31 protein-coding genes are annotated in these 24,386 nt (G+C 65.8%); 6 read left to right on the top strand and 25 right to left on the bottom strand.

What is annotated here, in order from left to right; genetic code table 11:
• Positions 1 to 40 precede the first annotated feature (40 nt).
• From FB475_RS12960 to FB475_RS12920, 9 genes are all read right to left on the bottom strand, one after another.
• Positions 41 to 940 (bottom strand): hypothetical protein, encoded by a 900-nt coding sequence (locus tag FB475_RS12960; RefSeq protein ID WP_141855747.1) that lies wholly within the window; start codon positions 938 to 940, stop codon positions 41 to 43.
• Between the two features lie 137 nt (positions 941 to 1,077).
• A complete protein-coding gene (locus FB475_RS12955) occupies positions 1,078 to 1,341 on the bottom strand; it encodes a hypothetical protein (RefSeq protein ID WP_141855744.1) in 264 nt (87 codons plus the stop codon).
• On the bottom strand, positions 1,338 to 1,565 hold the full coding sequence (locus tag FB475_RS12950) for a hypothetical protein (RefSeq protein WP_141855743.1): 228 nt from the start codon (positions 1,563 to 1,565) through the stop codon (positions 1,338 to 1,340). The genes FB475_RS12955 and FB475_RS12950 overlap by 4 nt, the downstream gene beginning before the upstream one ends.
• On the bottom strand, positions 1,562 to 1,888 hold the full coding sequence (locus tag FB475_RS12945; RefSeq protein ID WP_141855741.1) for a hypothetical protein: 327 nt from the start codon (positions 1,886 to 1,888) through the stop codon (positions 1,562 to 1,564). Before FB475_RS12945 ends, FB475_RS12950 begins: the two co-directional genes overlap by 4 nt.
• The gene (locus FB475_RS12940; RefSeq protein WP_141855739.1) at positions 1,885 to 2,091 is read right to left on the bottom strand and encodes a hypothetical protein; all 207 of its coding nucleotides are present in this window, start codon (positions 2,089 to 2,091) and stop codon (positions 1,885 to 1,887) included. The genes FB475_RS12945 and FB475_RS12940 overlap by 4 nt, the downstream gene beginning before the upstream one ends.
• Positions 2,088 to 2,936 carry an FtsK/SpoIIIE domain-containing protein gene (locus FB475_RS12935; RefSeq protein ID WP_141855737.1) on the bottom strand — a complete coding sequence of 283 codons (849 nt, stop codon included), beginning with the start codon at positions 2,934 to 2,936 and terminating at the stop codon, positions 2,088 to 2,090. Before FB475_RS12935 ends, FB475_RS12940 begins: the two co-directional genes overlap by 4 nt.
• Entirely contained in the window at positions 2,929 to 3,774 is an 846-nt protein-coding gene (locus FB475_RS12930) for a hypothetical protein (protein ID WP_141855735.1), read from the bottom strand. The genes FB475_RS12935 and FB475_RS12930 overlap by 8 nt, the downstream gene beginning before the upstream one ends.
• 123 nt (positions 3,775 to 3,897) lie before the next feature.
• The gene (locus FB475_RS12925; protein ID WP_141855733.1) at positions 3,898 to 4,248 is read right to left on the bottom strand and encodes a hypothetical protein; all 351 of its coding nucleotides are present in this window, start codon (positions 4,246 to 4,248) and stop codon (positions 3,898 to 3,900) included.
• 48 nt (positions 4,249 to 4,296) lie between these two features.
• Positions 4,297 to 4,614, bottom strand: a complete 318-nt coding sequence (locus FB475_RS12920) for a hypothetical protein (protein ID WP_141855731.1) — start codon at positions 4,612 to 4,614, stop codon at positions 4,297 to 4,299.
• 171 nt (positions 4,615 to 4,785) lie between these two features.
• Here FB475_RS12920 and FB475_RS12915 point away from each other — a divergent pair, with 171 nt between their 5' ends.
• Positions 4,786 to 5,631 (top strand): GntR family transcriptional regulator, encoded by an 846-nt coding sequence (locus FB475_RS12915; protein ID WP_141855729.1) that lies wholly within the window; start codon positions 4,786 to 4,788, stop codon positions 5,629 to 5,631.
• Entirely contained in the window at positions 5,628 to 6,314 is a 687-nt protein-coding gene (locus tag FB475_RS12910) for an HAD family hydrolase (protein ID WP_185759235.1), read from the top strand. The genes FB475_RS12915 and FB475_RS12910 overlap by 4 nt, the downstream gene beginning before the upstream one ends.
• 13 nt (positions 6,315 to 6,327) lie before the next feature.
• Here FB475_RS12910 and FB475_RS12905 read toward each other — a convergent pair whose 3' ends face one another.
• The 7 genes from FB475_RS12905 to FB475_RS12870 all read right to left on the bottom strand — a co-directional run bounded on the left by FB475_RS12905 (position 6,328) and on the right by FB475_RS12870 (position 12,519).
• Positions 6,328 to 6,609, bottom strand: coding sequence for a hypothetical protein (locus tag FB475_RS12905; protein ID WP_141855725.1), 282 nt, complete (start codon positions 6,607 to 6,609; stop codon positions 6,328 to 6,330).
• Positions 6,609 to 7,589 carry a caspase family protein gene (locus FB475_RS12900; protein ID WP_141855723.1) on the bottom strand — a complete coding sequence of 327 codons (981 nt, stop codon included), beginning with the start codon at positions 7,587 to 7,589 and terminating at the stop codon, positions 6,609 to 6,611. The genes FB475_RS12905 and FB475_RS12900 overlap by 1 nt, the downstream gene beginning before the upstream one ends.
• Positions 7,590 to 7,599: 10 nt before the next feature.
• A complete protein-coding gene (locus FB475_RS12895) occupies positions 7,600 to 7,971 on the bottom strand; it encodes a TIR domain-containing protein (RefSeq protein ID WP_141855721.1) in 372 nt (123 codons plus the stop codon).
• Between the two features lie 656 nt (positions 7,972 to 8,627).
• Positions 8,628 to 8,789 (bottom strand): hypothetical protein, encoded by a 162-nt coding sequence (locus FB475_RS36730; RefSeq protein WP_185759234.1) that lies wholly within the window; start codon positions 8,787 to 8,789, stop codon positions 8,628 to 8,630.
• A 3-nt stretch (positions 8,790 to 8,792) separates the two neighbouring features.
• Positions 8,793 to 9,452 (bottom strand): DUF6338 family protein, encoded by a 660-nt coding sequence (locus FB475_RS12890; protein ID WP_141855719.1) that lies wholly within the window; start codon positions 9,450 to 9,452, stop codon positions 8,793 to 8,795.
• A 1,755-nt stretch (positions 9,453 to 11,207) separates the two neighbouring features.
• On the bottom strand, positions 11,208 to 11,663 hold the full coding sequence (locus FB475_RS12875; protein ID WP_141855714.1) for a hypothetical protein: 456 nt from the start codon (positions 11,661 to 11,663) through the stop codon (positions 11,208 to 11,210).
• A gap of 112 nt (positions 11,664 to 11,775) precedes the next feature.
• Entirely contained in the window at positions 11,776 to 12,519 is a 744-nt protein-coding gene (locus FB475_RS12870; RefSeq protein ID WP_238332118.1) for a helix-turn-helix domain-containing protein, read from the bottom strand.
• 64 nt (positions 12,520 to 12,583) lie between these two features.
• Here FB475_RS12870 and FB475_RS12865 point away from each other — a divergent pair, with 64 nt between their 5' ends.
• Positions 12,584 to 13,153, top strand: a complete 570-nt coding sequence (locus FB475_RS12865) for a TIGR03086 family metal-binding protein (RefSeq protein ID WP_141855712.1) — start codon at positions 12,584 to 12,586, stop codon at positions 13,151 to 13,153.
• Positions 13,154 to 13,163: 10 nt separating this feature from the next.
• Here FB475_RS12865 and smpB read toward each other — a convergent pair whose 3' ends face one another.
• From smpB to FB475_RS12845, 4 genes are all read right to left on the bottom strand, one after another.
• Positions 13,164 to 13,643 carry an SsrA-binding protein SmpB gene (gene smpB / locus FB475_RS12860; RefSeq protein WP_141855709.1) on the bottom strand — a complete coding sequence of 160 codons (480 nt, stop codon included), beginning with the start codon at positions 13,641 to 13,643 and terminating at the stop codon, positions 13,164 to 13,166.
• 17 nt (positions 13,644 to 13,660) lie between these two features.
• A complete protein-coding gene (locus FB475_RS12855; RefSeq protein ID WP_141855707.1) occupies positions 13,661 to 16,432 on the bottom strand; it encodes a glycosyltransferase in 2,772 nt (923 codons plus the stop codon).
• 232 nt (positions 16,433 to 16,664) lie between these two features.
• Complete coding sequence (locus FB475_RS12850) at positions 16,665 to 17,180, bottom strand: NUDIX domain-containing protein (protein ID WP_202878317.1); 516 nt, start codon at positions 17,178 to 17,180, stop codon at positions 16,665 to 16,667.
• Positions 17,177 to 17,719 carry a GNAT family N-acetyltransferase gene (locus FB475_RS12845; RefSeq protein ID WP_141855705.1) on the bottom strand — a complete coding sequence of 181 codons (543 nt, stop codon included), beginning with the start codon at positions 17,717 to 17,719 and terminating at the stop codon, positions 17,177 to 17,179. The genes FB475_RS12850 and FB475_RS12845 overlap by 4 nt, the downstream gene beginning before the upstream one ends.
• A 41-nt stretch (positions 17,720 to 17,760) precedes the next feature.
• On the opposite strand from FB475_RS12845, the gene FB475_RS12840 reads away from it, so the two are divergent.
• The gene (locus tag FB475_RS12840) at positions 17,761 to 18,309 is read left to right on the top strand and encodes a DinB family protein (RefSeq protein WP_141855703.1); all 549 of its coding nucleotides are present in this window, start codon (positions 17,761 to 17,763) and stop codon (positions 18,307 to 18,309) included.
• Positions 18,310 to 18,327: 18 nt separating this feature from the next.
• On the opposite strand, the gene FB475_RS12835 is transcribed toward FB475_RS12840, so the two are convergent.
• A complete protein-coding gene (locus tag FB475_RS12835) occupies positions 18,328 to 18,687 on the bottom strand; it encodes a YciI family protein (protein WP_141855701.1) in 360 nt (119 codons plus the stop codon).
• Positions 18,688 to 18,915: 228 nt separating this feature from the next.
• On the opposite strand from FB475_RS12835, the gene FB475_RS12830 reads away from it, so the two are divergent.
• The gene (locus tag FB475_RS12830; protein WP_185759233.1) at positions 18,916 to 19,383 is read left to right on the top strand and encodes a GNAT family N-acetyltransferase; all 468 of its coding nucleotides are present in this window, start codon (positions 18,916 to 18,918) and stop codon (positions 19,381 to 19,383) included.
• A gap of 52 nt (positions 19,384 to 19,435) precedes the next feature.
• On the opposite strand, the gene FB475_RS12825 is transcribed toward FB475_RS12830, so the two are convergent.
• Positions 19,436 to 19,900 (bottom strand): NUDIX hydrolase, encoded by a 465-nt coding sequence (locus tag FB475_RS12825; protein ID WP_202878316.1) that lies wholly within the window; start codon positions 19,898 to 19,900, stop codon positions 19,436 to 19,438.
• A 66-nt stretch (positions 19,901 to 19,966) separates the two neighbouring features.
• Between FB475_RS12825 and FB475_RS12820 the strand changes: the two genes are divergently transcribed.
• Positions 19,967 to 20,551: a mycothiol transferase gene (locus FB475_RS12820; RefSeq protein WP_141855695.1), complete on the top strand. Its 585-nt coding sequence runs from the start codon at positions 19,967 to 19,969 to the stop codon at positions 20,549 to 20,551.
• A gap of 37 nt (positions 20,552 to 20,588) precedes the next feature.
• On the opposite strand, the gene FB475_RS12815 is transcribed toward FB475_RS12820, so the two are convergent.
• The 3 genes from FB475_RS12815 to FB475_RS12805 all read right to left on the bottom strand — a co-directional run bounded on the left by FB475_RS12815 (position 20,589) and on the right by FB475_RS12805 (position 24,367).
• Positions 20,589 to 22,481, bottom strand: a complete 1,893-nt coding sequence (locus FB475_RS12815; RefSeq protein WP_141855693.1) for a heparinase II/III domain-containing protein — start codon at positions 22,479 to 22,481, stop codon at positions 20,589 to 20,591.
• A gap of 311 nt (positions 22,482 to 22,792) precedes the next feature.
• Positions 22,793 to 23,608, bottom strand: a complete 816-nt coding sequence (locus FB475_RS12810; protein ID WP_238332117.1) for an SGNH/GDSL hydrolase family protein — start codon at positions 23,606 to 23,608, stop codon at positions 22,793 to 22,795.
• A gap of 384 nt (positions 23,609 to 23,992) precedes the next feature.
• Positions 23,993 to 24,367 carry a VOC family protein gene (locus tag FB475_RS12805; protein WP_141855692.1) on the bottom strand — a complete coding sequence of 125 codons (375 nt, stop codon included), beginning with the start codon at positions 24,365 to 24,367 and terminating at the stop codon, positions 23,993 to 23,995.
• Positions 24,368 to 24,386: the final 19 nt, after the last annotated feature.

The raw sequence follows: 24,386 nt of genomic DNA, 5'->3' as shown, positions 1-24,386 counted from the left end.
GGAGACGGGAGCCAGCAACGAACGGGTTCGGTGACTGGGGTTACTCGTCGATGACGAAGGTGGCTTCGCAGACGCCGCAGGTGATGTCCCCTAGTTCGAGGACCTGCTTGGCGACGCGGATACGCCGTGGGCACTGGCATGCGCAGGCGACGGCGTTGTTGTTGTTCTTCGTCGAAGTGCCGGCCACCATCTCGGGGTGGCGGTAGGCGATGAGCGCCTTCTTCAGTTCAGCGAGGACGCTCTTGTAAGTGGCCGCGGTTTCCTTGCGCAGCGTGCAGGGTGACCATCCGATGCGGGGATCCTTGGTGGTGTCGAGGCCGAGCTCGGAGGCGAGTGCAGCGAACTTCTGGTTGTGCCAGCGGCCTTGGCGGCTGGTGTCCTTGATCTCGCGGACGTTCGCCAGAGCATGTCCGGCTTCGTGGAGCAGGGTGGTGAAGACCTCTTCGACAGGTCGTTTGAGTCCTTCGCCAGAGATGAGGACTTCCGCCAGCGCTTGTTCGCCGTGCTGCCACCGGGTGGGGGCGAAGTGGCCGTACTTGGCCTGTTTGGTGGCGGTGCCGGAGCCGACGATGATCACGACGGCGGGCACTTCGGTGTGGTTGGTGCGGATCGCGGACCAGGCTCCTTCGAGTGCGGAGACCAGTTCTGCGGTGGTGTACTCGTCTTGACGCTTACGTGTCAGTCGCGCCTTCGGTGACCCACTGCGAGTCTTCGAGGCCGTCGCGGCGCTGGCCTTCTTGGCTCGCTTGATCGTGACCGAGACGGCCGGGTGACTGCCGCCGGTGCTGAGTTCCTTCAGCTTGTTGCGGACCGCGATGAGTGAGGCGTACCCGGTGGCTCTGCCTCCTTCGGTGGCCCGGACGTGGTCCATCTGCTTCTGTACGGCGTTGAGAGCCGCTGTGGGGCTGCCCGCGTAGGTGGCGGTGGTCTTGGTGACCATCCATCCGTCCATACCTGTGAGGGCCGTGGTGTTGTGGGTGGTGAGGCCGGTGAGCTTGGTCGTGGTGGCCGGCCTTTCCGGTTGCGGATCCGATCCGGGAGTTGGCACGGGTACCGGTGTCGCGATTGCGGTGTGCATCAGTTGTCTCCGATCCATGTCGTGCGGAAGTTCTGGATGCGGGTCTTGATGTCCATGACCTCGCCGAACACGTCGAGTGCCTTGCCGTACTCGGCGTCGGTGATCACGAGGTCTTCGTCGGTGGTGCCGAGTCGTTGTTCGGCCTGGACGCGGATGTCTTCGCAGTAGTCGAGGACATCGCTGAACACGGCGTACATCGCTTGATCGAGTCGCCGGTAGCGGGCTGCCAGCTGCGCCGGTGACGGCTTACGAACAGGGCTCATTTGGTCCCGTCCCATACCGAGAGGGTTCCGTCGACGTGCATCTTGAGGTCGTAGATGTCGTTGGAGACGACCGCGACGTAGTAGAGGTATTGCTCGTCGCCGGGGTCTTGTTCGCGGTAGTGGTCCTGGTGAGCGTTCACGTCGTCGTACAGGGCCTGCAAGGCGTTCCTGATGACGCGGTGGTGGGTGCGCACCAGCTCTTCGAGAGACCGGATGCTGCTCATGACTGGTCCCCTTTCTGGTTGGTCCAGGCGTCGGGGACGAACACGGCTCCGTCCGTCCAGGTGTCGGATTGGGTGGCGTGCTGTACGAGGTGTTCCTCGAGCAGGGCGCGAGCCTCGTAGAGCGCGTCGATCAACTGGCTCAGTGCGGTCACGGAGCCGGTGATGAGTTCGAGTTCGATCGGGGTGTTGCCGAGGTCGATCGCGACCAGCGGGGTTTCGCCGTTGCAGGCGAGGTTGATGCCGGCCACCGCGTCGTCGGTGAACTCGTAGCCGATGAACATCCGGTCGTCGCGTTCGCCGCCGTTGGCGTCGTGGTAGGTCATGACGCCTCCTTGGTGATGTAAGCGCGTTGCCAGTTGCCGTTGTGGGCTTGGCCGTTGCGCAGTGCGGACCAGCACACGCCGCAGCGGTGGGGTTGGTCGGGTGAGTAGGTGAAGGCTCCGCAGTCGTGGAGCCATCCGGTGTTGCCGTCGTTGTCGCGGACGCCGGTGAAGGCGTTAGCGGGGACGGGTTTGATGCGGATCATGCGGCCCTCCGGAGGTGAGCGGCGCGACGGACGATCTGGTTGACGTGACGGTCGTTGAGGTAGGCCGTCTTGAGGCGGCGCGGGAAGCCGCCTTCAGCGCGGAGCAGCCCGACGCCGAGGGCTTCGGGTTCGATGTCCACGGCGGTGTGGCCTTGGGAGGCCCAGCCGGTGCCGAGGATGATGTCCGAGCTGGAGTCGGTGGCGCAGCGGAATGCGAGCCGGTAGCCGAACAGGTCCCGCAGTGACGTGGGAACGATGTCGGCGGAAGGCCGCTGGGTTGCGGCGACCACGATGATGCCAGCGGCGCGGCCGCGGGCGACGATGTCCCGTACAAGGGTGCGGAACTCTTCTTGTTGTTCCTTGGTGCCGACGGTGACGGTGAAGTACGCCAGTTCGTCAATGGCTACGAGCTTGGCGCGGTAGCCGTCGTCGGCGGTAATCTTCTTGCGGCCGGTGCGGGCCAGGTGCAGGTAGCGCTCATTGAGATCGGCCTGCAGTTTGCGCAGGACGCGGAGCGCTTTGGTGATGTCGTTGCCGACAAACTCTTCGGCGACAGGTGCGTATGGCAGCAGTTCGACGATCTTGCCGTCGATCAGGACCAGGTCCACGTCGGTGCAGAGCGCGGCGTGAGAGACGATGTTGCCCAGTGCAACGGACTTTCCGGCGCCGGGTTCGCCGCCGATGAGGATGTTGCGGTACATCAACGTCACATAGACGGACTTGCCGCGTGTGTCGACCCCGAGGTAGATCGGGTCGTAGATCGAAAGTGCACCCTTGGGTACGGGGGTGACCCCCGGCTCGCGCCGGGGGAACACCTTGAAACGGTTGGGTTTGAAGCTAGACATAGTCGGACACGTCTTCTCCGTTAGCACCCAAGATCACCGTCTGGCTGTCGTGCACGGCAGCGGTGGTCTTGGTCTTGGATGTTCGAGTGCGCGTCTCACCACTGCCGGTTTTGGCCGGCCTTTCCGTGTGGTCGTTCTGCGTGGTGGACTCGTCGGAGGCGCTGTCGGGCGTGAGGAACGCCAGAACTGCGTCATCGGCCACTGCCGCTTCGGGCATGGCGCTGGTGTCATCGAGCAGTGGCGAGTCGATCGTCTTGCTCGCCAAGGGGTCGCGACGGTCAATGTCGATCCGCACAATGGCGGCGTTGCTTTTCGAGCGAGCGATGGTGGCCTTGCGCGCCCAGCACGCAGACGCCAGAGTTTCGGCCTTGTTGTCCAGGTCTTCGATCGACAGACCGGGACGCATCCACAGCCAGACGACCTGCCCGGTCTTAGTGGCGAAGCAGCCGAGGATGAAGGGCAGGTTTCCCGAGTAGTTCAGGGTTCGCATCTCGGTCAGACAGGCCCGGATGCGATGCCGGGTGACGACGCACCACATCCGGTTGCGCAGGAAGCGCCGAACCGGGTTGTCAACGACCAGCCACCAGCCGACCAGAACGGTCAGCGCCACGGTGAACCAGACAGGGAGCTTGTCGCCGAAGAACTCGACGATGCCCGCGCCGTGCTTCCAGATGATGTAGGCGACGGAGGCGACCAGGGTCAGTTCCCAACGCCAGCGCCAGATCGCCAGCAGCAGGATGACCGGCAGACTCTGTTTCGAACGGGTGATGGTTTCGACGGCACCACGTGACGTGCTGCGTGCTCGACCGGCCGAGCGCTTACGGGTAGATTTGGGCATAGCTCGCCCCTCCCAGTGGGGTGGTGAGATGGAAAGACACGAGGCCGGGTTGGTTTCCTAGGCCGGGTCCGACCCCGTGTCCGTGTTCCAGGGAGCGGCCCTTTCGAGGGCCGTTCTTGGTTTCTAGAGGTTGTCGATCAGCGTTGACACGTAAGCGTCAACCGCGGTGGCTTCCGCCGGGGAAGCCGACTTCCACACCAGCAGCGCGTAGTCGCGTGCGGTGTACAGATCACGACGCCGGTTCTCGGCCTCGCGGTACATCTCCAGCAGTTGCCAGAACGCGTCAGACGCGTAGACGGCATGCACCTCGCGGTGGTCGGTCACGACCGGTTCGGCCACCTTCAGGCCGCGCACGAGGGCGGTTTCGAGGTAGGTGAGAACCATCTCGATCTCGATGATTTCGTTGCACTTGGCCACATACTCGGCCCGTGCCTGATTCGCTGTGACGGTTCGGTCTTCCATCGGTTGCGACATGACTACCCCCTAGCTGAGCAGTGCACGAATCACGGGATGAGTGGAGTACTACTTCGCAGAACCCGACGCGGCGTTGAGGCTCTTGGCCTTGTACGCGACACCGTTCCGCCCGTTGGTGGCCCACGGCATGGCCTCCAGCTCGACCGGTACGACGACGGAGCCAACGTTGACCTTCGGCATGGCATTGCCCGCCAGAGTCACGTTGATCACCTCGCCGCCCGTCTCGTCGAGCGCCATCACCTGAACCGACCAGAGCAGCTCGTTGGTGTTCCGGTCAGCCTTCTGCCGGCCGTTCTGGTCCTTCTTCTCCTCCACAGCCTTGGTGACAGTGAACGTCTTGCCCGTGGTGTCGATGTTCAGCTTCATCAGGAATCGCCCTCCTAGGCGTTTGGTCAGCACCACTGCGGTGCTACTGAACAAGCGAGCTAGCCTCGCTAGCCAGATTTCGTAGCGCCTAAGCTACCCAGCCTGCCTAGCCAGGTCAAGAACCTGGACAACCTTTTCCTAGGCTGCCTAGCCAGGAGCTACCATCGACGTATGGAGCTCGACCCGAATGACTCGCGTCCGCCGTACAAGCAGGTAGCCAACACACTGCGTGCGGCGATCCTCACCCAACGCTTCAATGCGGGTGAGAAGCTGCCGTCGCAGAACGATCTCGCGACGCAGTTTGGGGTTGCTCGGATGACCATCCAGCAAGCGCTGCGTCTCCTGCGGGACGAGGGACTCATCGTGTCTCGTGCGGGCAGTGGCGTTTACGTCCGCGACCGGGCCGACCAGGCTGTAGGGCTACGCCCGTCGATTGAGCGCGCGTTCGAGCACCCCAGGGTCACCATCGACTTCGCCGGTCTGACAGGAGAGACCCTGCTTGGTGCCCTCGAGGAGCCGGTCGACCGAATCCGGCGTGGGCGCCTCACTCCCGAGTCGATCAGTATTCGGCTCCTCATCCCGGACATGTCGCAGCCGCTGGCTGTGCCGTCACGAGCGGGACGTAAGCCGGGCGACGACCCGGCTGTACGTGGCCGAGTCGAGCAGATCGCACATCGATCGGCCGGCCAAATCATCGAGTCCATCGAAGAACTCGGCAACATCGGCTTGGTCCAGAAGGCCAACGTCGAGTGCCGCGTCGTGAGTCTCCCGATGATGTTCAAGCTGTACCTCCTCAACGAGGAGGAGGTCTTCTTCGGCTTCTATCCCGTAGTTGAGCGGGAAGTCCGTATCGATGGGAAGAGCGTGCCCATCTTCGATGCCGTAGGTAAGGACACCGTGTTGTTCCATCACTCAGTTACAGATGACGACCGGGCCACGGGTTCGCAGTACGTCGACCAGGCCCGTAGCTGGTTCGAGAGCGTCTGGGGCACCATCAGCCGAGCCCACACCCCGTGACCGCCGAATCCCCTGCATCTGTCCTCCGCTCCACCCAAGCCGTACTGCTGGACTTCGACGGTCCAGTCTGTTCGGTCTTCGCCGGGTACCCAGCGCCACAGATCGCAGAAGAACTACGCGCCCTCATCCGCGACGCTGTAGCCGAGCTGCCTGATGAGATTGCTGATGCCAGCGGTCCACACGAGGTTCTAGCTGCATCAGCAGCCCTCGGGGAGAAGGTGTGGCGACTCGTCGAGGAAGCACTGCAAGCCGCTGAGATTGAGGCTGTCGAGAGCGCGACCCCCACCCCGGGCGTGTCTGAGTTCCTTGACGCGTGCAGCTCGGCCGGTCTTCCGGTTGCCATCGTGAGCAACAACTGCGCACCTTCCGTACGCAGCTACATCGAGCACGCAGGCCTCGCCGATCGCATCCGCCACATCGAGGCACGCGACCCCATCCATGTCGAGCGGATGAAGCCGAGTCCGTATCTCGTGAACCAAGCAGCAGAGGCATTGCATATCGCCGTCGGGGATTGTGTGCTGATCGGCGATCAAGTCAGTGACGTCGCGGCGGCTACTGCGGCCGGTGCCCGAAGCATTGGCTACGCCAACAAACCCGGTAAGGCTGCTGACCTCGCAGATGCCGGTGCGAATGCAGTTGTAGACCGCATGGCAAGCCTTTCGAGATTGCTAGGCGCGCGCTGACCTAGGGCGAGCGTCACCGAGTCAGGACCTCGATGATCGTCGGTAGGTACCGATAGACCTGCTCCCGGTCACTTTCCTTCTCCTGCTCGGACAGTTCCGGATACCGCGTCTCGATCTGGATCTCCCACCGCGCCGCCAGCTCGGCGGGGATCACCAGAGACCCATCCCCCGTGCGTTCGCAATGGTCGTGGAGGTACCGCTGCCAGTGCGCCCATCGGTCGTGCTCGATCGCCGCCAGCCGCTCGACGGTCTCGTCGCTCTCGAGAACCTCGCGGATCCGATCTGAAGACGACATCAGATCAGGTCCTGCTTCACGAGTCTCCAATAGTGCTGGCCGAGCACGGTCAACTCGCATGCCTTCGACTCCATCGCCGCATGCCACATGTGCGGCGCTCCAACCGGACGGACCAGGTTCACCTTCACAAGTTCCTGCAGCACCGCGAAGTCGGCGTTCTTGACAGGGTCCGGTGGCGGTACGGCGTCGTCTTCCGTGCCCGACCGCTCGGGCTCATAGGCTGGGTCGAGCTGGAGCTGTGCGGTCGCCTCCTGGAACAGCACCGTGAGCTTCTGCAACTGGGCCAGCTCGATCGGGGCGTCAGCCTCCCGAAGCGAGACGAACTTCTTGACGTTCGTCTTGAAGACCGGCCGCTGTGCCCAGTTCCCGAGTGACTGGTCGATGTGCGCGTAGACGCTGCCGGGCGTCACGTCGCCGACGAGATTAGCTGCAGCGCCGCTCAGGGCGTCGACCAGGAGGCTCGTGAATACACCCGACCCGTTCGCCTCCATGGCGTACTGGTCCGCGGTCGATGCGGTCAGGATGGTCACGCCCTCCTTGATCTCGGCGACCTGCCCCGCGATCGGGTTGCCGCCAGCAACGCCGCTGTGACAGCTGTCGAGGATGATCACCTTGTTTTTTGCCGGCGAGTTGTTGGCGAAGGTCATCACATCATGCAGCGAGAGCCCGTCGTGCCCGTTGGCGCAGTCGCTCGCGCAGATGAAGCCCCCGGCCCCGTCGATGTAGCCGTGCCCCGCGAAGTAGAAGAGCGAGATGTCGGCGTCATCTCGGAACAGCTCCTCGACGGCTTCTCTCAGCTCGGTTCGCGAGACGGCTGCGCCGGGCCCGGTGCCGGTCATGAGCCTCGGCTGGGCGAAGTTGAGGGTGCCGTCCGCATTACGTTCCAGCACGCTCCTGACGCTATGGGCGTCGCTCACGGCACCGTGGAGCGAGGAGATGTGTTCGTAGTGGTCGATCCCGACGATGAGCGCCTTACGCATCTCAGCCGGCCTAGAGCGAGTCGATGAAGCCGGCGATGTTCGCGTCGGACCAGATCACCGTGCGGACGCCGACCAGATTGGTACGGTCGTCGGAGTACGCCCAAATGCCGAGGAGCGGCTTGCCCTCGTCCTTAGCACACTGGACCTCCCACTTCTGCCCGGAGGACGTGAGCGAGTTCTTACTCACGAGCGCGATCACGCCGTGGGAGCGACGGATCCGCGTGCGCACCTTGTCTTTCCAGCCTGAGTCGTACGGCTCCTTCACTGACATGTCAATGAACTCGAATGGCGCACGAGGGTGCAGCGACTGCCCCTTCAGCGCATCCCTCTGCCATTGGTCCTCGATCGCGAACGCGACGAAAACAGTCTTGGTCTCAGCCATACGTAGTCCTCCCCAGGTATTCGAGCCGCGACCGTCCTCGATCGCATCCGAGCTCGGACCGAAGCTAACGAGCAGCACCAACATCACAGTCGGTTGGATGACCAAGCCAGCTCGGAAACCTCGGCAAACCAGCCCTACCATGCCAGGTGAGCACCAGGCGCCACAACCCGTACGGGTCGCGTCGGTGGCATGACCTGACAAGTTTCTCTACGTCTTCAAGACGGGCCCCTCCAGGGCCCGAAAGCGCGCCGCCACCACAGGGCGGGACGCCTGCCCGCCACTCCGCTTCGCTGCGCTCTGGGCGCGTCCCTTGGCTTGGCGCGCACGTGCCAACAGGGTGCCGGGCCGAAGACAGCAGAACTCGACATCAACGATCGACGCCCTGCCAGTGCACCAGCTCGCCGGAGTGGCCGGCTGCCGCCTCGCGCGGGTTGCTGACGTCACCCGTCTGTCCGTGGGTTCCCGCATCGCCCCGCTAGCAATCATGAGAGGGACGGCCCGGCGCGGCACGCGTCAAGGGCGCCTACGGCGTCCCTCCGGGATCTCCGACCCTTGACCCGCGCCGCACCGAACCTAGGTCGGCAGCTATCGGGGCGATGCGGGGGTCTGTCCGCGCAGCAGGTGCTGCGCGCCAGTTCCGCGCGGAGCCGAGAAACCTACTTCTGCTCCTTCTGCGGCTGGGGCTGGGGCTGGGGCACGGTCTCCTTGCTCACCATGCCGGGCGGCGGGGGCTTCAGGTCGGACGCAGGGGTGTTGCTCGCCGGATACCCGCCCCCACGGATTGACGTCGGCCCGGTGGACTTGGCCTTTTCGGTCATTAGTTAACCTTCCATATACTCAAGAAAGACGATCTCGTCCCAGCGGACGAGCATGCCTACCCCTCGAAGTGCGGGCTCATGAGACCCTTCCTTGAACTTCATGAATCCCGCATCATCGACCTCCGCAGTGTCGGTGAGGTAAATCTCTTGGATCTCAGGATACCCCGACGCATAGCTGATCTTGGAATTGCCGTTCGCGGTAGGTTTTCCGCCCCAGACGCCCCATATCCATGTGCCGTCTCGCAACTTCAGCCGAATCCAACCCTTCAGGTTCTGTTCGCCGAACAGGTGGTCCCACGCGCGCGGCGATGGTGCCGGGCCTGTCAAGACTTTGGTCCAGGCCTTCCTGGCATGTACCGCGTACCCGATCAGACCCCCTGCGGCCCAGGGGACAGCGAGCATGGCCGCGGCAGCAAGGGTGACCCAAAATGGGAGCGGGCGTCCGGCCTCGAGGTGGCCCGTCACTACAAAGCGGCGATACCAGTCATACAGAATCCAGCCGTACAGCACGAAGAAGACCGCGGCCGCGCCCGCGAGGCGAATCAGTCGGTCAGCGACATGACTACCGGAGCGGCTGACTTGTTGCTCGTAGGACCAAGTGAACAGCGCGCCGGGCAGGATCGCTATCAGCAGTACGGCCGCCGCCTGAAAGGTGCTAGGCACGACATCCTTCCTTAATTCCGCTAATCAAACGCTTGGAAAATCGATTCGCGCTCGCTGTAAGAACCACGGGATTGTTGAGGCAGTTTTGGTGATACCAGACAATGCTAGGGATTGACATCTACGTGTCAAATGAACCACCGGACGCGCCGCTCGGTGCGTGGCTTCGCTCGGCCAGACATCGATCGGTCGCAAGTAGTGTCCGGTGAGGCCACCGCTGCCAGAACCTCGCCCGAGGAACGGGAGGAGAGGCTTCGGCAGGCAGCCGGACCATCCACGATCCGGTTGCAGTACCAGTTGCAGTACGCGGCCGTTCTTGAACGTTCGCGGAAGGTCAATCGCCTTGTAAATAAAGCAATGCGAACCACAGTGAACAGACGCGGACGATGGTCAGCAGCACTCGTAATGAGAAGGTCGTCGGTTCGATTCCGACAGGCGGCTCCACCAAACCCCCAGGTCAGAGACCACTCTCCGACTCTGGGGGTCTTGTAGTTTCGGGCTCCGAACCCTTAGAGGCCGCCGGGGTGCTAGGCGACCCTCTGCGCGGCATCCCACAGGCTGACGTCGATCTGGTGGCCGTAGAGGTCCATCGTCATCGCGGCAGTCGCGTGCCCGAGGATGCGCTGAGCCATCTTCGGGTCAGCGCCGGGCCCGAGCCAGATCGACGCAGCCGTGTGGTGAAGGTCGTGAACCCGAAGCTAGGAAACACCGATCGCCGTGATCGCGGTAGACCACCGCAAATCTTCCGCCGCCTCAGGGCGCCGTCCTCGCCGGAGCCCAGAAGCAGGACGGTTCCTCACCGATGCACCCAACTGGCACGAGCCGACGTACTAGCGTCTGGCCGTGGGGTTACCGCGTCCCCCGGCCGCTGATCGTACGGCCACCACGACACGCATCAAGAGCGCCTACGGCGTCCCTACGGGATCGGCAAGCCGACTCTTGACGTGCGCCGCGCTGACCTTGGTTGGCAGCTATCAGGGGGATGGGGCAGGTGTGGTCGCCCGTGCGCTGCGACAATTCCGCGCATGAGTCCGTGCGAAGAGCCCGACGAGCGGACTTGGAGAGTCAGTCTCGCCGGGCGCATCGGATCGGGTGTTGTGCTGCTTGGTCTTCCGGTAGTTGCGACCGTCGACACAATCGTCGAGCATCTTCCCCCTGCAGATCTGGTGCCGCTCACCATCGTCCTCACGGCTATCTGGTGGCTCGGGGCGATGCATCCCGACGTCAGGCTCAGAGGCGAGCAACTCGTCATACGGAATCCGTTCTGGACTCGACGGCTCAACAGGTCGGACGTGCTGTCCGCGCGGCCCGGCTACTTCGGGCTCGTGATTCGGAGGCGATCAGGACGTCCATGCATTGCGTGGGCAGTGCAGAAGTCGAACGCGGCCGAGTGGGCTGGATCGGAGACCCGGGCTGATGATGCGGCAGGTTGCATCACTGCCTGGGCGATGGTGCGCGATTAACGAGCGAATACGAGGGGTCGGCCAGGTCGATTGAGGTCACTGGGCGGACATCGGTTCAGGTTCAGGCCCAGTCGCTGAGCGTGGCGTCGGCCGATCTTCCAAACTGGCTAGCTGCGGCGAAGCGGTGCCCCGACGTGCCCCTGGATTGCCCTCAACAGCCGTCAGCGACCCGTGAGATTGGACCCCGGCGGGGTCAGCGCTGACCTCTGTCCGGCTCCACTGGCCGCGGCACGCCAGAAGGGCGCAGTCGATGCGCCGCTGGGTTGACCCCTTTGGAACAAGGCGCGGCCGGACCTTACGACCTCCGGCCGACATCGTCTGACCCGCGCGCGTTCTGCCTTCGACCGAGCCTGAGTGGTGACCTGCCGTCGGTGCGGCCCACCCTCAGGGCGGCGGCCTGACGCAGAGCGGCTACGAAACTCGCACCCATGGTGCCGAACCATGTCAGCGCCACCCAGCCCGTGAACCGCAGCCAAGAAGTGCTGGCGTCGAGTGCCTTGGTGCTTGCCCAGACCAGCCTGATGCCGATGAATGCGAACAGGAACGCTACACGGGTGACTTCCAGGGGCTTCCGTTGCCGCCGGACGATGAATCGCGCCAGACCGCGAGGCGGCAGCACGGGGCCGAGCGCAACTAGGGCTACGGCTGCCGCGCAAGCCAGAACGGGAGGGGCGTCCGAGGCGATTGCCACTCCGCCGACCACGCACGCGACCAGCGCCCCGCCCAGCAGGGCCAACACCTTGTCCCTCACGCGGCGACCGTATGCGGGAATCCTCTCCAAGCGCCAGCGCCGACGCGATGTCCGCGAGGAGATGACCGGCATGCGTCCGGCAGTTCGAGTAGCAGCACGCTGATCGCCTTGATCAGTAGCGCTCGGCGTACCTGGTTGGGGGTTCGCCGAAGATGTTTTTGAAGTCGCGGATCAGGTGGGCCTGGTCGGCGTAGTTCAGGTCGGAGGCGAGGGCGGGCCAGTTGATTGTGCCGCCGGCGGCCATGCGGGCCGTCACTTCGTGTAGACGGTAGCGGCGGATGACCCACTTGGGGCCGATGCCGACGTACTCGGCGAACAGCCGTTGCAGCCCCCGTACGCTCAGCCCCAGCTCGGCGGCGACGTGTTCGACTCTGGTGAGGGTCTTGTCCTTGGCGATCAGCTCGACCGCGTCCGCCGCCTGGCGGAGCCGAGCGTCGTCGTCTGGCAGGTGTTGCAGTAAGAACGCGTCCATGGATGGCGCGTCGAGCGTCCTGGGTAGGTCCGGGCCGAAGACCTCGGTCGCCGGTATGACGCGGTCGGTGATCGTCGAGACGGAGGCGCCGAGGAATGGGCGGAAGCAGCCCGGTCGGAACGCGACGCCGAAGACGTGGCCGCGGCCCTCGAGGACCTTGATCTGGTAGCGGCCGCACACCCCGTTGACCTCCGCATGGCCGCTGCCGAACGACAGGTGCACGTTCGGGTACGGGACGATCTTCTGCCGATACGGCTCGGCGTAGTCCCAGCGAGCTTCCCAGTAATGCTGCACCCACGGCGCGAGCGCCGGCGACGGCTCGTGAAACGCGTGCCGCTGATACCTCTTCCACGCGCTCGCCCGCTCACGAATGTCGCGTCCCACCCAACGGAGTTTATGTCGCCTTTGTTCAATACCGCTCCGGTCCGCCCGGCCTAGCGTTGCCGCCATGTCACACCTTTCCAACGCGGCCGACGCCATGGCCGCAGTCGCTCGCAACATCACCGACGACCAGCTCGTCAACAAGACGCCCTGTACGGAGTACGACGTACGGGCCTTGGTCAACCATCTACTGTTCTGGGGCCCGTCGCTCGCCGGCGCCGGCCGCAAGGAAAACGTTCCGCAGCCGGCGACCACCGAGTCCGATGTGGATCTCGCGGCTGGTGACTGGCGCGGCCGCCTGCTCGCCGTACTGGACGACATCAGGTCGTCGTGGGCGCCGCCGAGCGCGTGGGACGGCGAGACGAGCATGGGTACGCCGCAACTCCTGCCCGCGCCCGTCATGGGCGACATGATCGTCGGCGAGTTGGCCGTACACGGCTGGGACCTGGCGGTCGCGACCGGGCAGCGGCTGGAGCTGCCCGCCGACCTGCTCGCGTATCTACACGTGTCGATGATCGCCGGCGTCGAGCAGGGGCGGGCGATGGGCATGTACGCACCGCAGGTCGCGGTACCGGCCGACTCGCCCACCATGGACCGCATCCTCGGCCTGACCGGCCGGGACCCCGCCTGGGCGTAATCCCCCGGTGTTAGTCGCGGTGGCCCTTGCGGCGGCGGTTCAGGGCTCGTTCGGCTTCTCGGGTCGCTTCGCGTTCGGCGAGGGTTTGGCGTTTGTCCCAGGTTTTCTTGCCGCGGGCAAGGGCTATCTCGACCTTGGCGCGGCCCTCCTTGAAATACAGGGTGATCGGGACGATCGTCAGGCCGCTCTCGTTCACCTTGCGTTCGATCTTGTCGATCTGGCCGCGGTGCAGCAGCAGTTTGCGCTTGCGGCGGGAGCCGCCTTCGAACCAACGGGACTGGGAGTACTGCGGGATGTAGACACCGTGCAGCCAGATCTCCCGCTCCTCGACCATCGCGAACCCGCCGATCAGCGACGCCCGGCCGGCCCGGAGCGCCTTCACCTCCGGGCCTTCCAGCACGATCCCGGCCTCCCACGACTCGCCCAGCTGGTAGTCGTGGGCGGCCTTGCGGTTCCGGGCCACCACGGGGTTGGTCTGCGGCTTCTTCACCCGGCGATTGTCCCAGGTCAGGACGCCTGTGCCCTGGGGTTTTTCCTCCGGAAGGCGTGCCACCCGGTCTCGGGCGGCTCCGGCGCGTCCGGCAGCAGCCGCCGTACGACGGTCGCGTCCGGAGCCCAGGCAGCGGCGGGCAGTTCGCCCATCACGTCGGCGTACACGGACCGGATGACCTCGGCCTGCGCGGCCCACGAGAACCGGTGCAGTAGTTCGGGGTCGGACGCGATCCGCTTGGCGATCCGGTCGCGGTCCGCGAGCACCGTGCGTACCGCTCGGACGAATCCGTCGACGTCGCCGGCCGGGTACACCGCGCCGAGGTCGAGCTCGTTGACCAGGTCAGCCTGCGCCGGGGTGTCGCTGGTGATGATCGGCAGGCCCGCCGCGATGTACTCGCAGAACTTGTTCGTCACCGCGATATCGTGGTTCGGCGCGTGCAGCAGCGGGCTGAGTCCGATGCTCGCGGAGCGCAGGTACAGCGGTACGACCTCGGCGTTCACGAACGGCGCCAGATGCACCCGGTTGCCCACGCCCAGTTCGGCGGCACGCGCGAGCAACTCCGCGGTGACGGAGTTCTCGCGCGCGACGATCGCGAGATGTACGTCGGGCAACTGCGGCATGGCCTCGACGACCGTACCGACCCCACGCGCCCGGTTGACGCCACCGCCGTACACGAGCAGTGGTACGTCCTCCTGCAGGCGTAGCAACTCGTGTAGATGCTTGACGTTGGCATCCGTCGGCGGCTCGACCGGCGCATTGAGGACCACATCGGGCAGTGCCGCCAGCTTGTGGTCGCGTTGCAGCCAGCGCGCCAACGGTTCGGACACCGTGATGACGCGGTCCGCGTCGCCGATGAACTCACGTTCGAGATCGGTGTACGCCGCGACCCGGCGCGGAGCCACCACCGGTACGCCGGGGATGTACTCGTGGGCGTCGTAGATGATCTTGATCGTCCGCCCGTCGAGGGCCGCCCGGTGCGCGGCGCGGGCCGCGATCCCGAGCATGAACACGTCGTGGACGTGGATGACCTCGATCAACAGACGGTCAAGCAGCGGGCCGAGCGTCAGTTCCTGGTCGACGAGCTCGGGCATCACCCGGCGCCAGCGCCCCGACGGCAGGTGCCGGTACAGAGCGAGCATGCGTTCGCGGCGTCTTCCGATCCCCAGATCAGCGGCTTCCGTTTGCGCGGCACGGCGGGCGAAGTACGCGCGAGCGTTGAGGATGGCACGGTGAAGTCGTAGGGAGCGCCAACGGATCGCCCGTTGCATACGCTCGCGGAGCGATCGCTTCTTGGCACCGGTCCGATCGCCGCGATCGCGGTCGCGGCGGTCGCGGCCACGTTCCGCGCGCAGCTCACGGCTCGCGTACTGCCAGCGGCCGTAGGCGAGCATGTATTCGGCCTCGGTCCGGAACCACGGATTAAGGTTCGCCTTCACGTTGGCGAGCCGCTTGCGCCAGCCCGTCACGAGCACCTTCGACGGGATCGTCGGGCACAGCACCTGGACCTTGCCGAACTGGCGGACGCCCCGGAGCCGGCGGCCGGGGATGCCGATGCAGGTGACGTCGAGGTCCCAGTTCGCGACGGTCTGCGCGTACTTGAGGACGCGGGCGTCGCTGACGATGTCGTTGCCGGCCATCATCACGACCTTCGGGCGGATCCACGACGGCTTCCAGTTCGCCGGTACCGGCTTCGGCTGTTCGACGAAGCTCGCCAGCGCGTCGGCGGACCAGCGGCCGTTGTGCACCTTCTCGACGTACGCCGGTCCGCGCGCGGCGATCTCGCGGCCGCGCGCCCGGTTCGCGATCAGCTCACGGAGGACCTGCTCGAGGGTGTCGGGCGTCGCGTCCACCATCGGCAGCTCGAGGCCGGTCTCGGCGGCGACGCGGTCGCGGACGTGCTGCGCGATGTGGCCGACCACGATCCGGCCCGCGGCCATCGCCTCGCACGCGGCGACGCCGTAGCTGCCGATCCGGAACTGGTCGAGCACGATGTCGGCGTCCCGGTACACGGCCGGCATGTCCCCCGGATCGACGCCCTCGACGCGGCGGTACGTGATCAGGCCCTGCTCGGCCAGGCGCCGCATGATCGGGTCGATCAGCTCGGAGCCCTTCATCGCGGACTTGCTCGGAGCGTGCGCGACGACCGGCTTGTCGTGTTCGAGGACCGGGGCGTCGCTGCGCCAGGTGTCGACGTCGACGATCACGGGGCACCAGGTCGCGTTCGGTACGTACTCGAGGAGGTCGGGTGTGGATACGTATACAGAACCGGGGTACGACGTGAACAGCTCGACCGCTCGAGTGGCGTTCCGTTCGAGTAGCTCGACGGTCTCGTCGTCGAGGTCGGGGAACGGCGACCACGGTTCGCTCTCGGCGTGCCGGCTCGGGATCCGTACGTCGGAACCGTGGGCGATCAGCCCCACCTGCAGGCCCTTGGTGAGCAGGTGCGGGATCTCGAACGATCCGTCCGGCCCGTGCAACGGACCGAAGAGGGGCCGCGCCGCTTCGAGGAGAACATGCGTGTAGTTGCGTACGACGTGGTTGTAGAAGTTCAGGCGCCACCGGTGGTTCCGCCGGTACGTCCGCGCCGGTACGCCGTAGTCGACCGGGTAGTCGAGCACCCCTCGGAAGAAGGCGAACGAGGTCGCCTTCGCGGTCGGTACCCGGTGCTCGAACGCGCGCGCCCACCGGGTCCCCTGGCCCGCGAAGTTGGCCGGCCCGACGAGCAGCCGTACGTCGGCGTTCAGCCGCGCGGGCATCCCGTCGCGGTTGGCGGTGTTCCCATCCACAGTGGTCGTTCCCCCAGTATGTTCAGACTTGACACATAAGGACTAGACCGGTATTGGGACAGGCGTCTCCCAAGGTCGGTTCCTTACCCCTGTTGTGTCCGGCGATCCTTTGAAGGTTCCACGGTCTCGATCTATAGACGCGCTGAGACTCTCAGTTTGTTGTCAGAATTGTCCATTCGTTACCAAGGTTCCCTTGCAGACATCGAGAACCCTCGGTCCGAATTCCGGTGCATCAGGTTGGCGTGACCTTCGGTTGCATCGGCGACGAGTCCGGTGGCGCGTAGTCGCCGTTCTCCAGGTAGAGCGCACCTGTTCGGCGTCTTGCGAACCCGGCTTTGACCCGGGTGAACTGCCCGCGGTCGAGCAGTTGCTCCGCCTCGTCGAGGCCGACGAATCTGAAGCTGACAACCTCCGACTCCTGGAGCACGATCTGCCGGATGTCGTCGTCGGTGAGTACGCCGCCGTCGAACAGGAACGCGACGATCTCGGTGAAATCGCCGGTCCGCGGGATCCAGTCGACGACGAGCAACTCACCCGTCTCCACGTGTAGACCGATCTCCTCGCGTACTTCCCGCCGAGCGGCGTCCCGCGGCGACTCGTCTCGCTCGACGATCCCGCCGGGCAGATCCCAGGTCGGCTTGTACGGCGGCTCGAGTACGAGCAACCGCCCCGCCCGGTCCGTGAACAGGCAGTCGGCCGCGATCCGCTTCGTCGGCATCGTCGCGGTGAAGTGGACGTCGTCGCTCATGCGCTCTGCGGCGGTGTCCACACGCCGAGCCATTGAGTGGCGCCCCAGGCCTCGTAGTGCGCGGCTTCGGTGAAGTGCAGCTTTTGGGCGAGGGCCAGCGATGGGGCGTTGGCGGTTTGGGTCACGAGGACCACCGGTTCGCCGGGGCGGGCTGAGGTGAACCAGTTGAGGGCGGCGGAGCAGGCCTCAGCGGCGTAGCCGTGGCCCCAGGAGGACGGCAAGAATAGGTAGCCGAGTTCCACCTGCGCGAGGTCGGGTCGCACCTGGTCGTCGGGGTCGCGCTGGTCGAGGGTGACGGTGCCGATGAAGTCCCCGTCGAGTTCGACGGCGAATACGCCGGCGCGGCGCCCCGGTATCTCCGGCAGATCCCGCTCCAGCGCGTCACGGGACTGCGCTCCGCCGAGGTACCTCCCGACCTCAGGCGAAGCGAGCAGCTCGATCATCGCCGTACGGTCCCGTGGTTCGGTCTGCCGCAGTTCGAGGCGGTCGGTTTTGATCGGGTCGGGCGGCCAGGGGACGTGCTCGAGCTCGCTCTTCATGGTCGGCAACGGTAGCCCTTGGGGCGGTTAGCATCCGGCGGATGGACTGGAATGCTGAGGTGGTCGAGCAGATCGAGACCCACTGGCGTACTCGGCTTCGGCCGCGGCTCGACGGGCTGTCCGACGACGAGTACTTCTGGGAGCCCGTCGAAGGATGCTGGACGGTCAGCCGGCGCGGGCAGAGTTCGGCGCGGCAGTCGTTCGGGTCCGGCGAGTTCACCTGGGACTACGGCGACGACCACGACCCGGAGCCGGTCACGACCATCGCCTGGCGTCTCGCCCACCTGACGGTTGGTCTGGCGCAGGGCGCCGCGCGACGGTTCGGCGCGCCCGAGGCGGACTACGACACCTTCGAGTTCGCCGGAACCGCCGACCAAGCGCTGGAACAGCTCGACGACCAGTTCGCCGCCTGGATCCACGGTGTACGTCGCCTAGGCGAGGAAGGCCTGCTCCGTCCCCAAGGCTGGCCCCCCGCCTTCGCCGACGCACCCATGGTCCGCCTCGTCCTCTACACGAACGTGGAACTCGTCCACCACGGCGCCGAGATCTGCCTGCTGCGAGATCTCTACTCGCGCCTGGGATCCTGCTGAGCTACACGTGTAGACGGCTCATTCGACCAGGTCGGGGTCGTCCATGAACTTGCGGACGTCCTGCGGGCAGCGGCAGGCGGCGGCGATCTTGCCGGCCCAGAACAGTGCGTCGTCACGCGTCGGTACGTCGACGATCAGAACGCCGCCGATGAGTTCCTTGCTCTCCGGGTACGGCCCGTCCATGACGACACCGTCTGTGCCGACGACGGCGTGCTCGACGTCGCCGTTCGCGTACTGAAAACCGCCCGCGAACCGGAACACTCCGGCGTCCTTCGCCTCCTGGCAGACCGCGTGCGCGGCCTTGCCGACGTCGGCGATGTCCTCCTCGAGGATGTGGTCCATCGCGCCGTTCTCGAACGAGATCAGGTACCGCGGCATCTCATCACTCCTTGTCCTGGCAGCCTTCCTCGGACCGCCACTCACCACTGCAACGAACGCCGCACCCCCGATCCGACAGGCCGGCTCGAGAAATCTCGAACCCATTGTGTCCGCACGACCTGCTTGAATGCGTGAATGCCGCTGGTTACACGTGTAGCTGACCACGCCCGGTGGGATGACCTGCTCGAACTCTTCGGCCCCAGCGGCGGCACGCGCGGCTGCTGGTGCATGGCACGCCGCCTCCCCGCCACGACCGTCGCCAAGAACGGCAACGCCGAGAACCGCGCCGCGCTCCACGAACTCGTCCAGGCGGGCGATCGGGTCGGCCTGATCGGGTACGTCGAGGACCACCCGGCCGCTTGGTGCGCCGTCGCGCCAAGACCCGAGTACTACGCGATCATGCACTCGCGAACACTGCCGATCGACGACCCGGACGACACGTCGATCTGGGCAATCAACTGCCTGTTCGTGAAGACCGGATACCGCGGCCAGGGCCTGACGCTGCCGATGATCGAGGCCGCCGTCGACTACGCCGCGAACGCCGGCGCCCGCATCATCGAGGCGTACCCGGTAAAGACGCTGCCAGGCGACCCCGGCCGCGGCGTCCTCAGCACGTTCCTCGCGGCGGGCTTCACCCCATACGCAGAAAACCGCACCACCGCCAAACGCAACATCGTCGTACGGCGCTCACTGTGAACGGGCGCCAGGGACCGGCCAGTACTGGAAACATCAGGACGGAGATGGCTGCCTAGGAGGTCCAGTTGCCTGCGACCTGGGTGAAGGTCCACTCGCGGCCGAGTTCGGTGGTTGTCAGGTAGTGGACGGCGGGTACCGCGATGGGTGGGTACGGCAGCTGTTCGAGGGCTCGGAGCGCGTCGGCCGGGGTGAACCAGCGGACGTCCAGCACCGAGTCGTCGGGGTCGTTCACGGCGAAGGTGGGGTCCGTTACCTGGGTTGCGTAGTTCCACGAGCGCGAGGTGGGCCGTCCGTCGACCTGGGTCTGGGTTGTCCAGAGCAGCCTGAGTTCTGCGGGGTCCGCTCGCAGGCCTGACTCCTCGCGCAGCTCCCGGACTGCGGCGGCCGGGGGAGTTTCTCCGGGTTCGATGGCGCCGCTCGGGAGGTTCCAGTACTGCGTGTCCCAGGCCTCGTAGCGCTCCCACACCAGCGCCAGCTTGCCGTCGTACCACGCCATCACGCCCGCGTACCCCTGCATCCCCAGACCGTATGTCGAGGGAGTTCCGGAAGGGGAGTGTCCGGAATCGGGTTTACGGTGCGGGGTATGAACGATGGTGAGTGGGTTTCTCCGTGGTGGGAGCCGCCGCTGGCGGGGGATGAGGTCGGGCATGTGGTCGGGACGCTGGACCGGTTGCGGACCACGTTCCGGTACAAGGTGGACGAGTTGGACGCGGATGGGTTGAACACCCGGATCGGCGCCTCCTCGATCACCCTCGGCGGGCTGCTCAAGCACCTTGCGGCGAACGAGGACTACCTGTTCGACGTGAAGTTCCGCGGGAAGCCGATGGGTGGGCCGTGGTTGGAGAACGGCTGGCGGGACGACAACGACTGGGAGTTCACGTCGGCGGCCGACAACACGCCCGAGGAGTTGTACGCGTTGTGGGACGGCGCGGTCGCTCGATCGCGCGAGACGCTCGCGGCGGCGATCGCGGACGGTGGGCTCGACCAGCCGGCCGACATCGCCTGGCCGAACGGGCAGCACGCGAGCCTACGCCGCCTGGTGTTCGACCTGATCGAGGAGTACGGGCGCCACACCGGCCACGCCGACCTGCTCCGCGAGGCAGTCGACGGCCGGGTAGGCGAAGACCCGCCCCGAGACTGGAAACCGACAGGCCCCAAGACCACCTGACCAGGCCGACCCCGACCGCGAGCCGCTGGGGGCCCGGCTACTTGATGCGCTGCAGGGTGCCGTCCGTGCTGACGGCGATCGTCGTGACCGCGCCGTCGACCTTGAGGTTGAGCAGCATCTCCGAACCCTGCCACGACGTCGTGTACGAGACGGCCGCGTTCGCGCGGGTCGGCGCGATCACCGACAGGATCTTCGCTTCCTGGCCCGGCCGGTTGAACTTCACCACCGGCGCGGCCTTCTTGTCGTTGATCGTGCGGTAGTGCCAGCCCTGGATCGGGTCCTGCTGACCGGACGTCACCTCGATCGGCGTCGCCTCCTGCTGGTAAGGAACCTGCAGCAGCGTGGTCTTCACCGTGTCGCCAGGCTTCGTCGCCACGGCCCGATCGTTGCCGCTGACAACCACCTTCTGGTCGGCGGGCAGATGCCACAGCGCCGAGTAGTCCTGCTCGGACGCCGACGTGCCGCGATCCAGCACCACCATCAGATCCGGATCCTTCAGCACCAGCACGTCGCGTGTCCGGTCGATCCCCGGCCCGGGCGAGTCGTGCAGTTCGTAGAACTCCGACGTCGGCTTGATCGTCGACCGCACCAGCTTCGTCTCCGGGTGCCCGGTCGCGGACTGCACGACCATTTCGTTGTGCGCGAACTGGCTCTTCGCCCAGAACCGCCAGTCGTCGACCTTGTACCCGGCGTGCCCGCCGTCGATCAGGATGTCGCGTCCGCGCGACGTGTACGTGACGGAGGTGTGGTCGTTGTGCCCGTGCAGCTTCTGCGACGGTCCGAACCGGATGCTGTACGTCGACTCCTGCGTGAACGGCCGCGTCTCGCCCCAGCCGGTTCGCCCGAAGATGTACCCGGCGTTGAAGATCCCGATCCGCTGCGTCGGCCGGATCCCGCGCGCGCCGAGCGTACCGGCGTACTCGAGCACCGTTCCGGGCACCGGCACCGTCTTGATCACCTCGGAGTCGCCTAGCTGCGGGAGGTTCCCGAGCGAGTTGGTGGCCAGCGCGAGCCACTTCGCGAGTTCCCGCCGGCGCGCGGTGATCGTCGTACCGGGATCGGCGCCGCACTTGCGCAGTACGTCGATGGCGCGTCCCCAGAGCGCGTAGTTGAACTGCGCGTACCCGGTCGACTGCTCGTTCGTCGACCCTTGAGTGTCGATCGAAGTCTTGATCGCGCTGGTCAACCGGTCGCTGGCGATCTTCTTCAGGTCGGGCCGCAGCAGCGTGCAGCCGATGCCGAACAGCGCGAGGCTCTCGTCCGTACCGTGGTTCCAGTCGCCGCTGTAGTTCTTCTGCAGGAACCACGCGTGGTCGAGCAGTGCCTTGTCGAGCCAGGCGTACGTGAGCGGCAGCTGCCCCACGTGTAGCCCCGACAGAACGGCCTGCCGCAGGCAGATCAGCACGTTGGTGCGGTGCATTGTCGACTCATAGGCGCCGACGTCGGACTTCCACGAGTACGGGTTGTCCTTGACCCAGTCGCGCGCGATCGTGCTGACCCGTTGCAGCGCGGCCCGGTCACCCCGCCCGCCGGCGGCGATTCCTTGCCCGAGCCACCGCAGCGAGTGCAGCCACATGTACCAGCTCGGGTTCTTGTCCGGGTTCAGCCGCCAGTTGATGTCGCCATTGCCGTCCCCGACCTTGGTCGGCGGCGTCGTGCCCCAGGTGTAGGTGTCCTTGTACAGGTTGGCGAGCGGGTTGTCGCGGTCGATCCCGCTGTACGCCGGACACGTGTAGACGTCGCGCCGCGCGGGCGCCGGTGGCGGGGTGGGCGGCTCGGGCGGCTGGCTCATCGTCGGGTCCGGCGCCGCTTCCGGCTCGGACCCGCCCCAGGGAACGACCAGGACCACGGCCAGTACGGCGGCACTCGCGAGCATCGCGATCGTGAGCCGTACGGTCGTCCTGGTGCTGCGCAGATGTCTCGCGGCCATCGTTCCCCCAGTTCTGGCCTATACCTGAATAACCGCAGACCGGTTCCCGGGCAGCATCAGGTGCTTGGCGGTGTACCTCGGATCGCGCGGCGTGGAACGTTGCTCTCGGCATCAAGTACGCCGAGCTGCCTGCGGGTCCCCCGAGATCGGATTGGTTCCTCTGCCCTATAGATGTCGCGAACGGCAGGAAAGGTTGCTTCGGGTCCCCGATTCCGGTTCCGATTGCCCGTTCGGGCAGACGTCAGCCGTGCCGGATCGCCCGCAGAATCAGGCCGTTCCGGACGTCCGTTACACGTGTAGATCCGCGGCGGCTAGCGACCCGAGAGGGCGTCGACGATCAGCTCGTTGCGGGCGGAGCTGCCGAGCGGCTCGCTGGTGTGTACGCCGTCCCGCAGGTACTGCTGCGGGCCGCCGGGCTGTGCGGTGAGGAACTCGGACCACCTGATGATCTTGAGGTTCGGGTACCGCGACGCGGCCTCGTCGAGCTGCTGGTTGATCCAGGCGCTGTTCGCGAGATCGGCCTCGCGGACCGCGGCCGGCTGCTTGCTGCGACTCGCGTAGACGTCCACCCAGTACACCGTCCGGTTCGGGCCGGCGATCCGCATCGCCCGATCCACCTGTGCGGCGAAAGCGGGCGGGTTGAAGATGTCGTTCGTACCGACGGCCATCACGATCCGGTTCGGCAGACCGTAACTACGCGACCAGTCCTCGAGCGCGGCGACGGCCGCGGAGGTCGGCTGCCCGGACCAGTCGTGGACCGCGATCGAGTCGCCGGTGCGGCTCGTGATCAGCCGTTCGAGTCCGGAGCTGTCCTGGACGGCGATGCTGTCGCCGAACATGAAGACACCGTCGAACATCAGGGTGTCGCGGATCTGGTCCTCAGGGGAGATCCGGTGCATCAGGTTCTGCCACGGTCCGAGCGTGCCGGATCCGTACAGGCCGGCTCCGGTGGTCGGCACGCTGTACGACGTCCCGCCGACCAGCGTGTCGGCGCTCGTCGTCTGCGGTTCGAGTACGACGAAGAGACCGCCGAGGCCGCCGAGGAGCACCAGGGTGACGACCATGGCGAGCAGCGATCCGAAGAAGGCCCGGACCGCGGACACCTTGGTCGTCTCGACCTGCCGCATCACCGCAGCGCTCCCCGCCCTTCGTCGTTCTGCTACACCGGCCTGCAGCGATGCCCCCGTGTCCCCCATGACTGTCTACCCCCGTGAACCTGACGCCGTCCCGCAGCCGTCCGGTGTTCAGTGTTTCAGCGTGTACCCCTGACTGGTCAGCTGGGCCCGGAGATCCTTGACCTCGTCCCGCCGAGGGCTCCGCCGCCCAGGTTGCCCCTCCTCAGCAGCGCGCTTCTTCCTCCGCCACCACCACTTCACTCCACCAGCATCCCCGAGCAATCAAGGAATGGGTAGGTTTTCGGCTAGGCCGGAATGGATCGCCTTCCAAAACCCTTCGCCAGGAGACAGCCGACGACGTCACGTGGGCGGTCGACCACTATGTGTGGCGAGGACTCAGCCATCGATCTCCGCCTGGCTCAGTTCGACGCAGAACTCGTTGCCTTCGGGATCCTTCATGGTGACCCAGCCGCGGCCGTCCGGGCGCCGGTGGTCCTCGTGCACCGTGCCGCCGAGTGACAGGATCCGCTCGACCTCCTCGTCCCGCGTCCGCTCGGTCGGGCCCCAGTCCAGATGCACGCGGTTCTTCACCGCCTTGCCCTCCGGTACGGCGATGAACAGCAGCCCGGGCACCGGGGCCGGCGCCTGGACGAGTACCTCGTCGTCGCCCGGCTGGTCGCCGTCCCCTAGCGGCCAGCCGGTCACGGTACTCCAGAACTGCGCCAGCTCGTATGGCTTCGCGGCATCGATCGTGATGTGTCGCAGGATCATGCGCAGACCTTAACGAGGT

It is taken from the genome of Kribbella jejuensis (genome assembly GCF_006715085.1).
Taxonomy (GTDB): Bacteria; Actinomycetota; Actinomycetes; order Propionibacteriales; family Kribbellaceae; genus Kribbella; species Kribbella jejuensis.
Note: the sequence above shows the minus strand (reverse complement) of the source record. Positions and strands in the feature narration are given on the sequence as shown.

Bases quoted from the DNA above. Each gene is read 5' to 3' on its own strand.
- FB475_RS12960 (WP_141855747.1), bottom strand. From the start codon at position 940: ATGGTCACCAAGACCACCGCCACCTACGCGGGCAGCCCCACAGCGGCT.
- FB475_RS12955 (WP_141855744.1), bottom strand. From the start codon at position 1,341: ATGAGCCCTGTTCGTAAGCCGTCACCGGCGCAGCTGGCAGCCCGCTAC.
- FB475_RS12950 (WP_141855743.1), bottom strand. From the start codon at position 1,565: ATGAGCAGCATCCGGTCTCTCGAAGAGCTGGTGCGCACCCACCACCGC.
- FB475_RS12945 (WP_141855741.1), bottom strand. From the start codon at position 1,888: ATGACCTACCACGACGCCAACGGCGGCGAACGCGACGACCGGATGTTC.
- FB475_RS12940 (WP_141855739.1), bottom strand. From the start codon at position 2,091: ATGATCCGCATCAAACCCGTCCCCGCTAACGCCTTCACCGGCGTCCGC.
- FB475_RS12935 (WP_141855737.1), bottom strand. From the start codon at position 2,936: ATGTCTAGCTTCAAACCCAACCGTTTCAAGGTGTTCCCCCGGCGCGAG.
- FB475_RS12930 (WP_141855735.1), bottom strand. From the start codon at position 3,774: ATGCCCAAATCTACCCGTAAGCGCTCGGCCGGTCGAGCACGCAGCACG.
- FB475_RS12925 (WP_141855733.1), bottom strand. From the start codon at position 4,248: ATGTCGCAACCGATGGAAGACCGAACCGTCACAGCGAATCAGGCACGG.
- FB475_RS12920 (WP_141855731.1), bottom strand. From the start codon at position 4,614: ATGAAGCTGAACATCGACACCACGGGCAAGACGTTCACTGTCACCAAG.
- FB475_RS12915 (WP_141855729.1), top strand. From the start codon at position 4,786: ATGGAGCTCGACCCGAATGACTCGCGTCCGCCGTACAAGCAGGTAGCC.
- FB475_RS12905 (WP_141855725.1), bottom strand. From the start codon at position 6,609: ATGTCGTCTTCAGATCGGATCCGCGAGGTTCTCGAGAGCGACGAGACC.
- FB475_RS12900 (WP_141855723.1), bottom strand. From the start codon at position 7,589: ATGCGTAAGGCGCTCATCGTCGGGATCGACCACTACGAACACATCTCC.
- FB475_RS12895 (WP_141855721.1), bottom strand. From the start codon at position 7,971: ATGGCTGAGACCAAGACTGTTTTCGTCGCGTTCGCGATCGAGGACCAA.
- FB475_RS36730 (WP_185759234.1), bottom strand. From the start codon at position 8,789: ATGACCGAAAAGGCCAAGTCCACCGGGCCGACGTCAATCCGTGGGGGC.
- FB475_RS12865 (WP_141855712.1), top strand. From the start codon at position 12,584: ATGTCACACCTTTCCAACGCGGCCGACGCCATGGCCGCAGTCGCTCGC.
- FB475_RS12850 (WP_202878317.1), bottom strand. From the start codon at position 17,180: ATGAGCGACGACGTCCACTTCACCGCGACGATGCCGACGAAGCGGATC.
- FB475_RS12845 (WP_141855705.1), bottom strand. From the start codon at position 17,719: ATGAAGAGCGAGCTCGAGCACGTCCCCTGGCCGCCCGACCCGATCAAA.
- FB475_RS12840 (WP_141855703.1), top strand. From the start codon at position 17,761: ATGGACTGGAATGCTGAGGTGGTCGAGCAGATCGAGACCCACTGGCGT.
- FB475_RS12835 (WP_141855701.1), bottom strand. From the start codon at position 18,687: ATGCCGCGGTACCTGATCTCGTTCGAGAACGGCGCGATGGACCACATC.
- FB475_RS12830 (WP_185759233.1), top strand. From the start codon at position 18,916: ATGGCACGCCGCCTCCCCGCCACGACCGTCGCCAAGAACGGCAACGCC.
- FB475_RS12825 (WP_202878316.1), bottom strand. From the start codon at position 19,900: ATGCAGGGGTACGCGGGCGTGATGGCGTGGTACGACGGCAAGCTGGCG.
- FB475_RS12820 (WP_141855695.1), top strand. From the start codon at position 19,967: ATGAACGATGGTGAGTGGGTTTCTCCGTGGTGGGAGCCGCCGCTGGCG.
- FB475_RS12815 (WP_141855693.1), bottom strand. From the start codon at position 22,481: ATGGCCGCGAGACATCTGCGCAGCACCAGGACGACCGTACGGCTCACG.
- FB475_RS12810 (WP_238332117.1), bottom strand. From the start codon at position 23,608: ATGCGGCAGGTCGAGACGACCAAGGTGTCCGCGGTCCGGGCCTTCTTC.
- FB475_RS12805 (WP_141855692.1), bottom strand. From the start codon at position 24,367: ATGATCCTGCGACACATCACGATCGATGCCGCGAAGCCATACGAGCTG.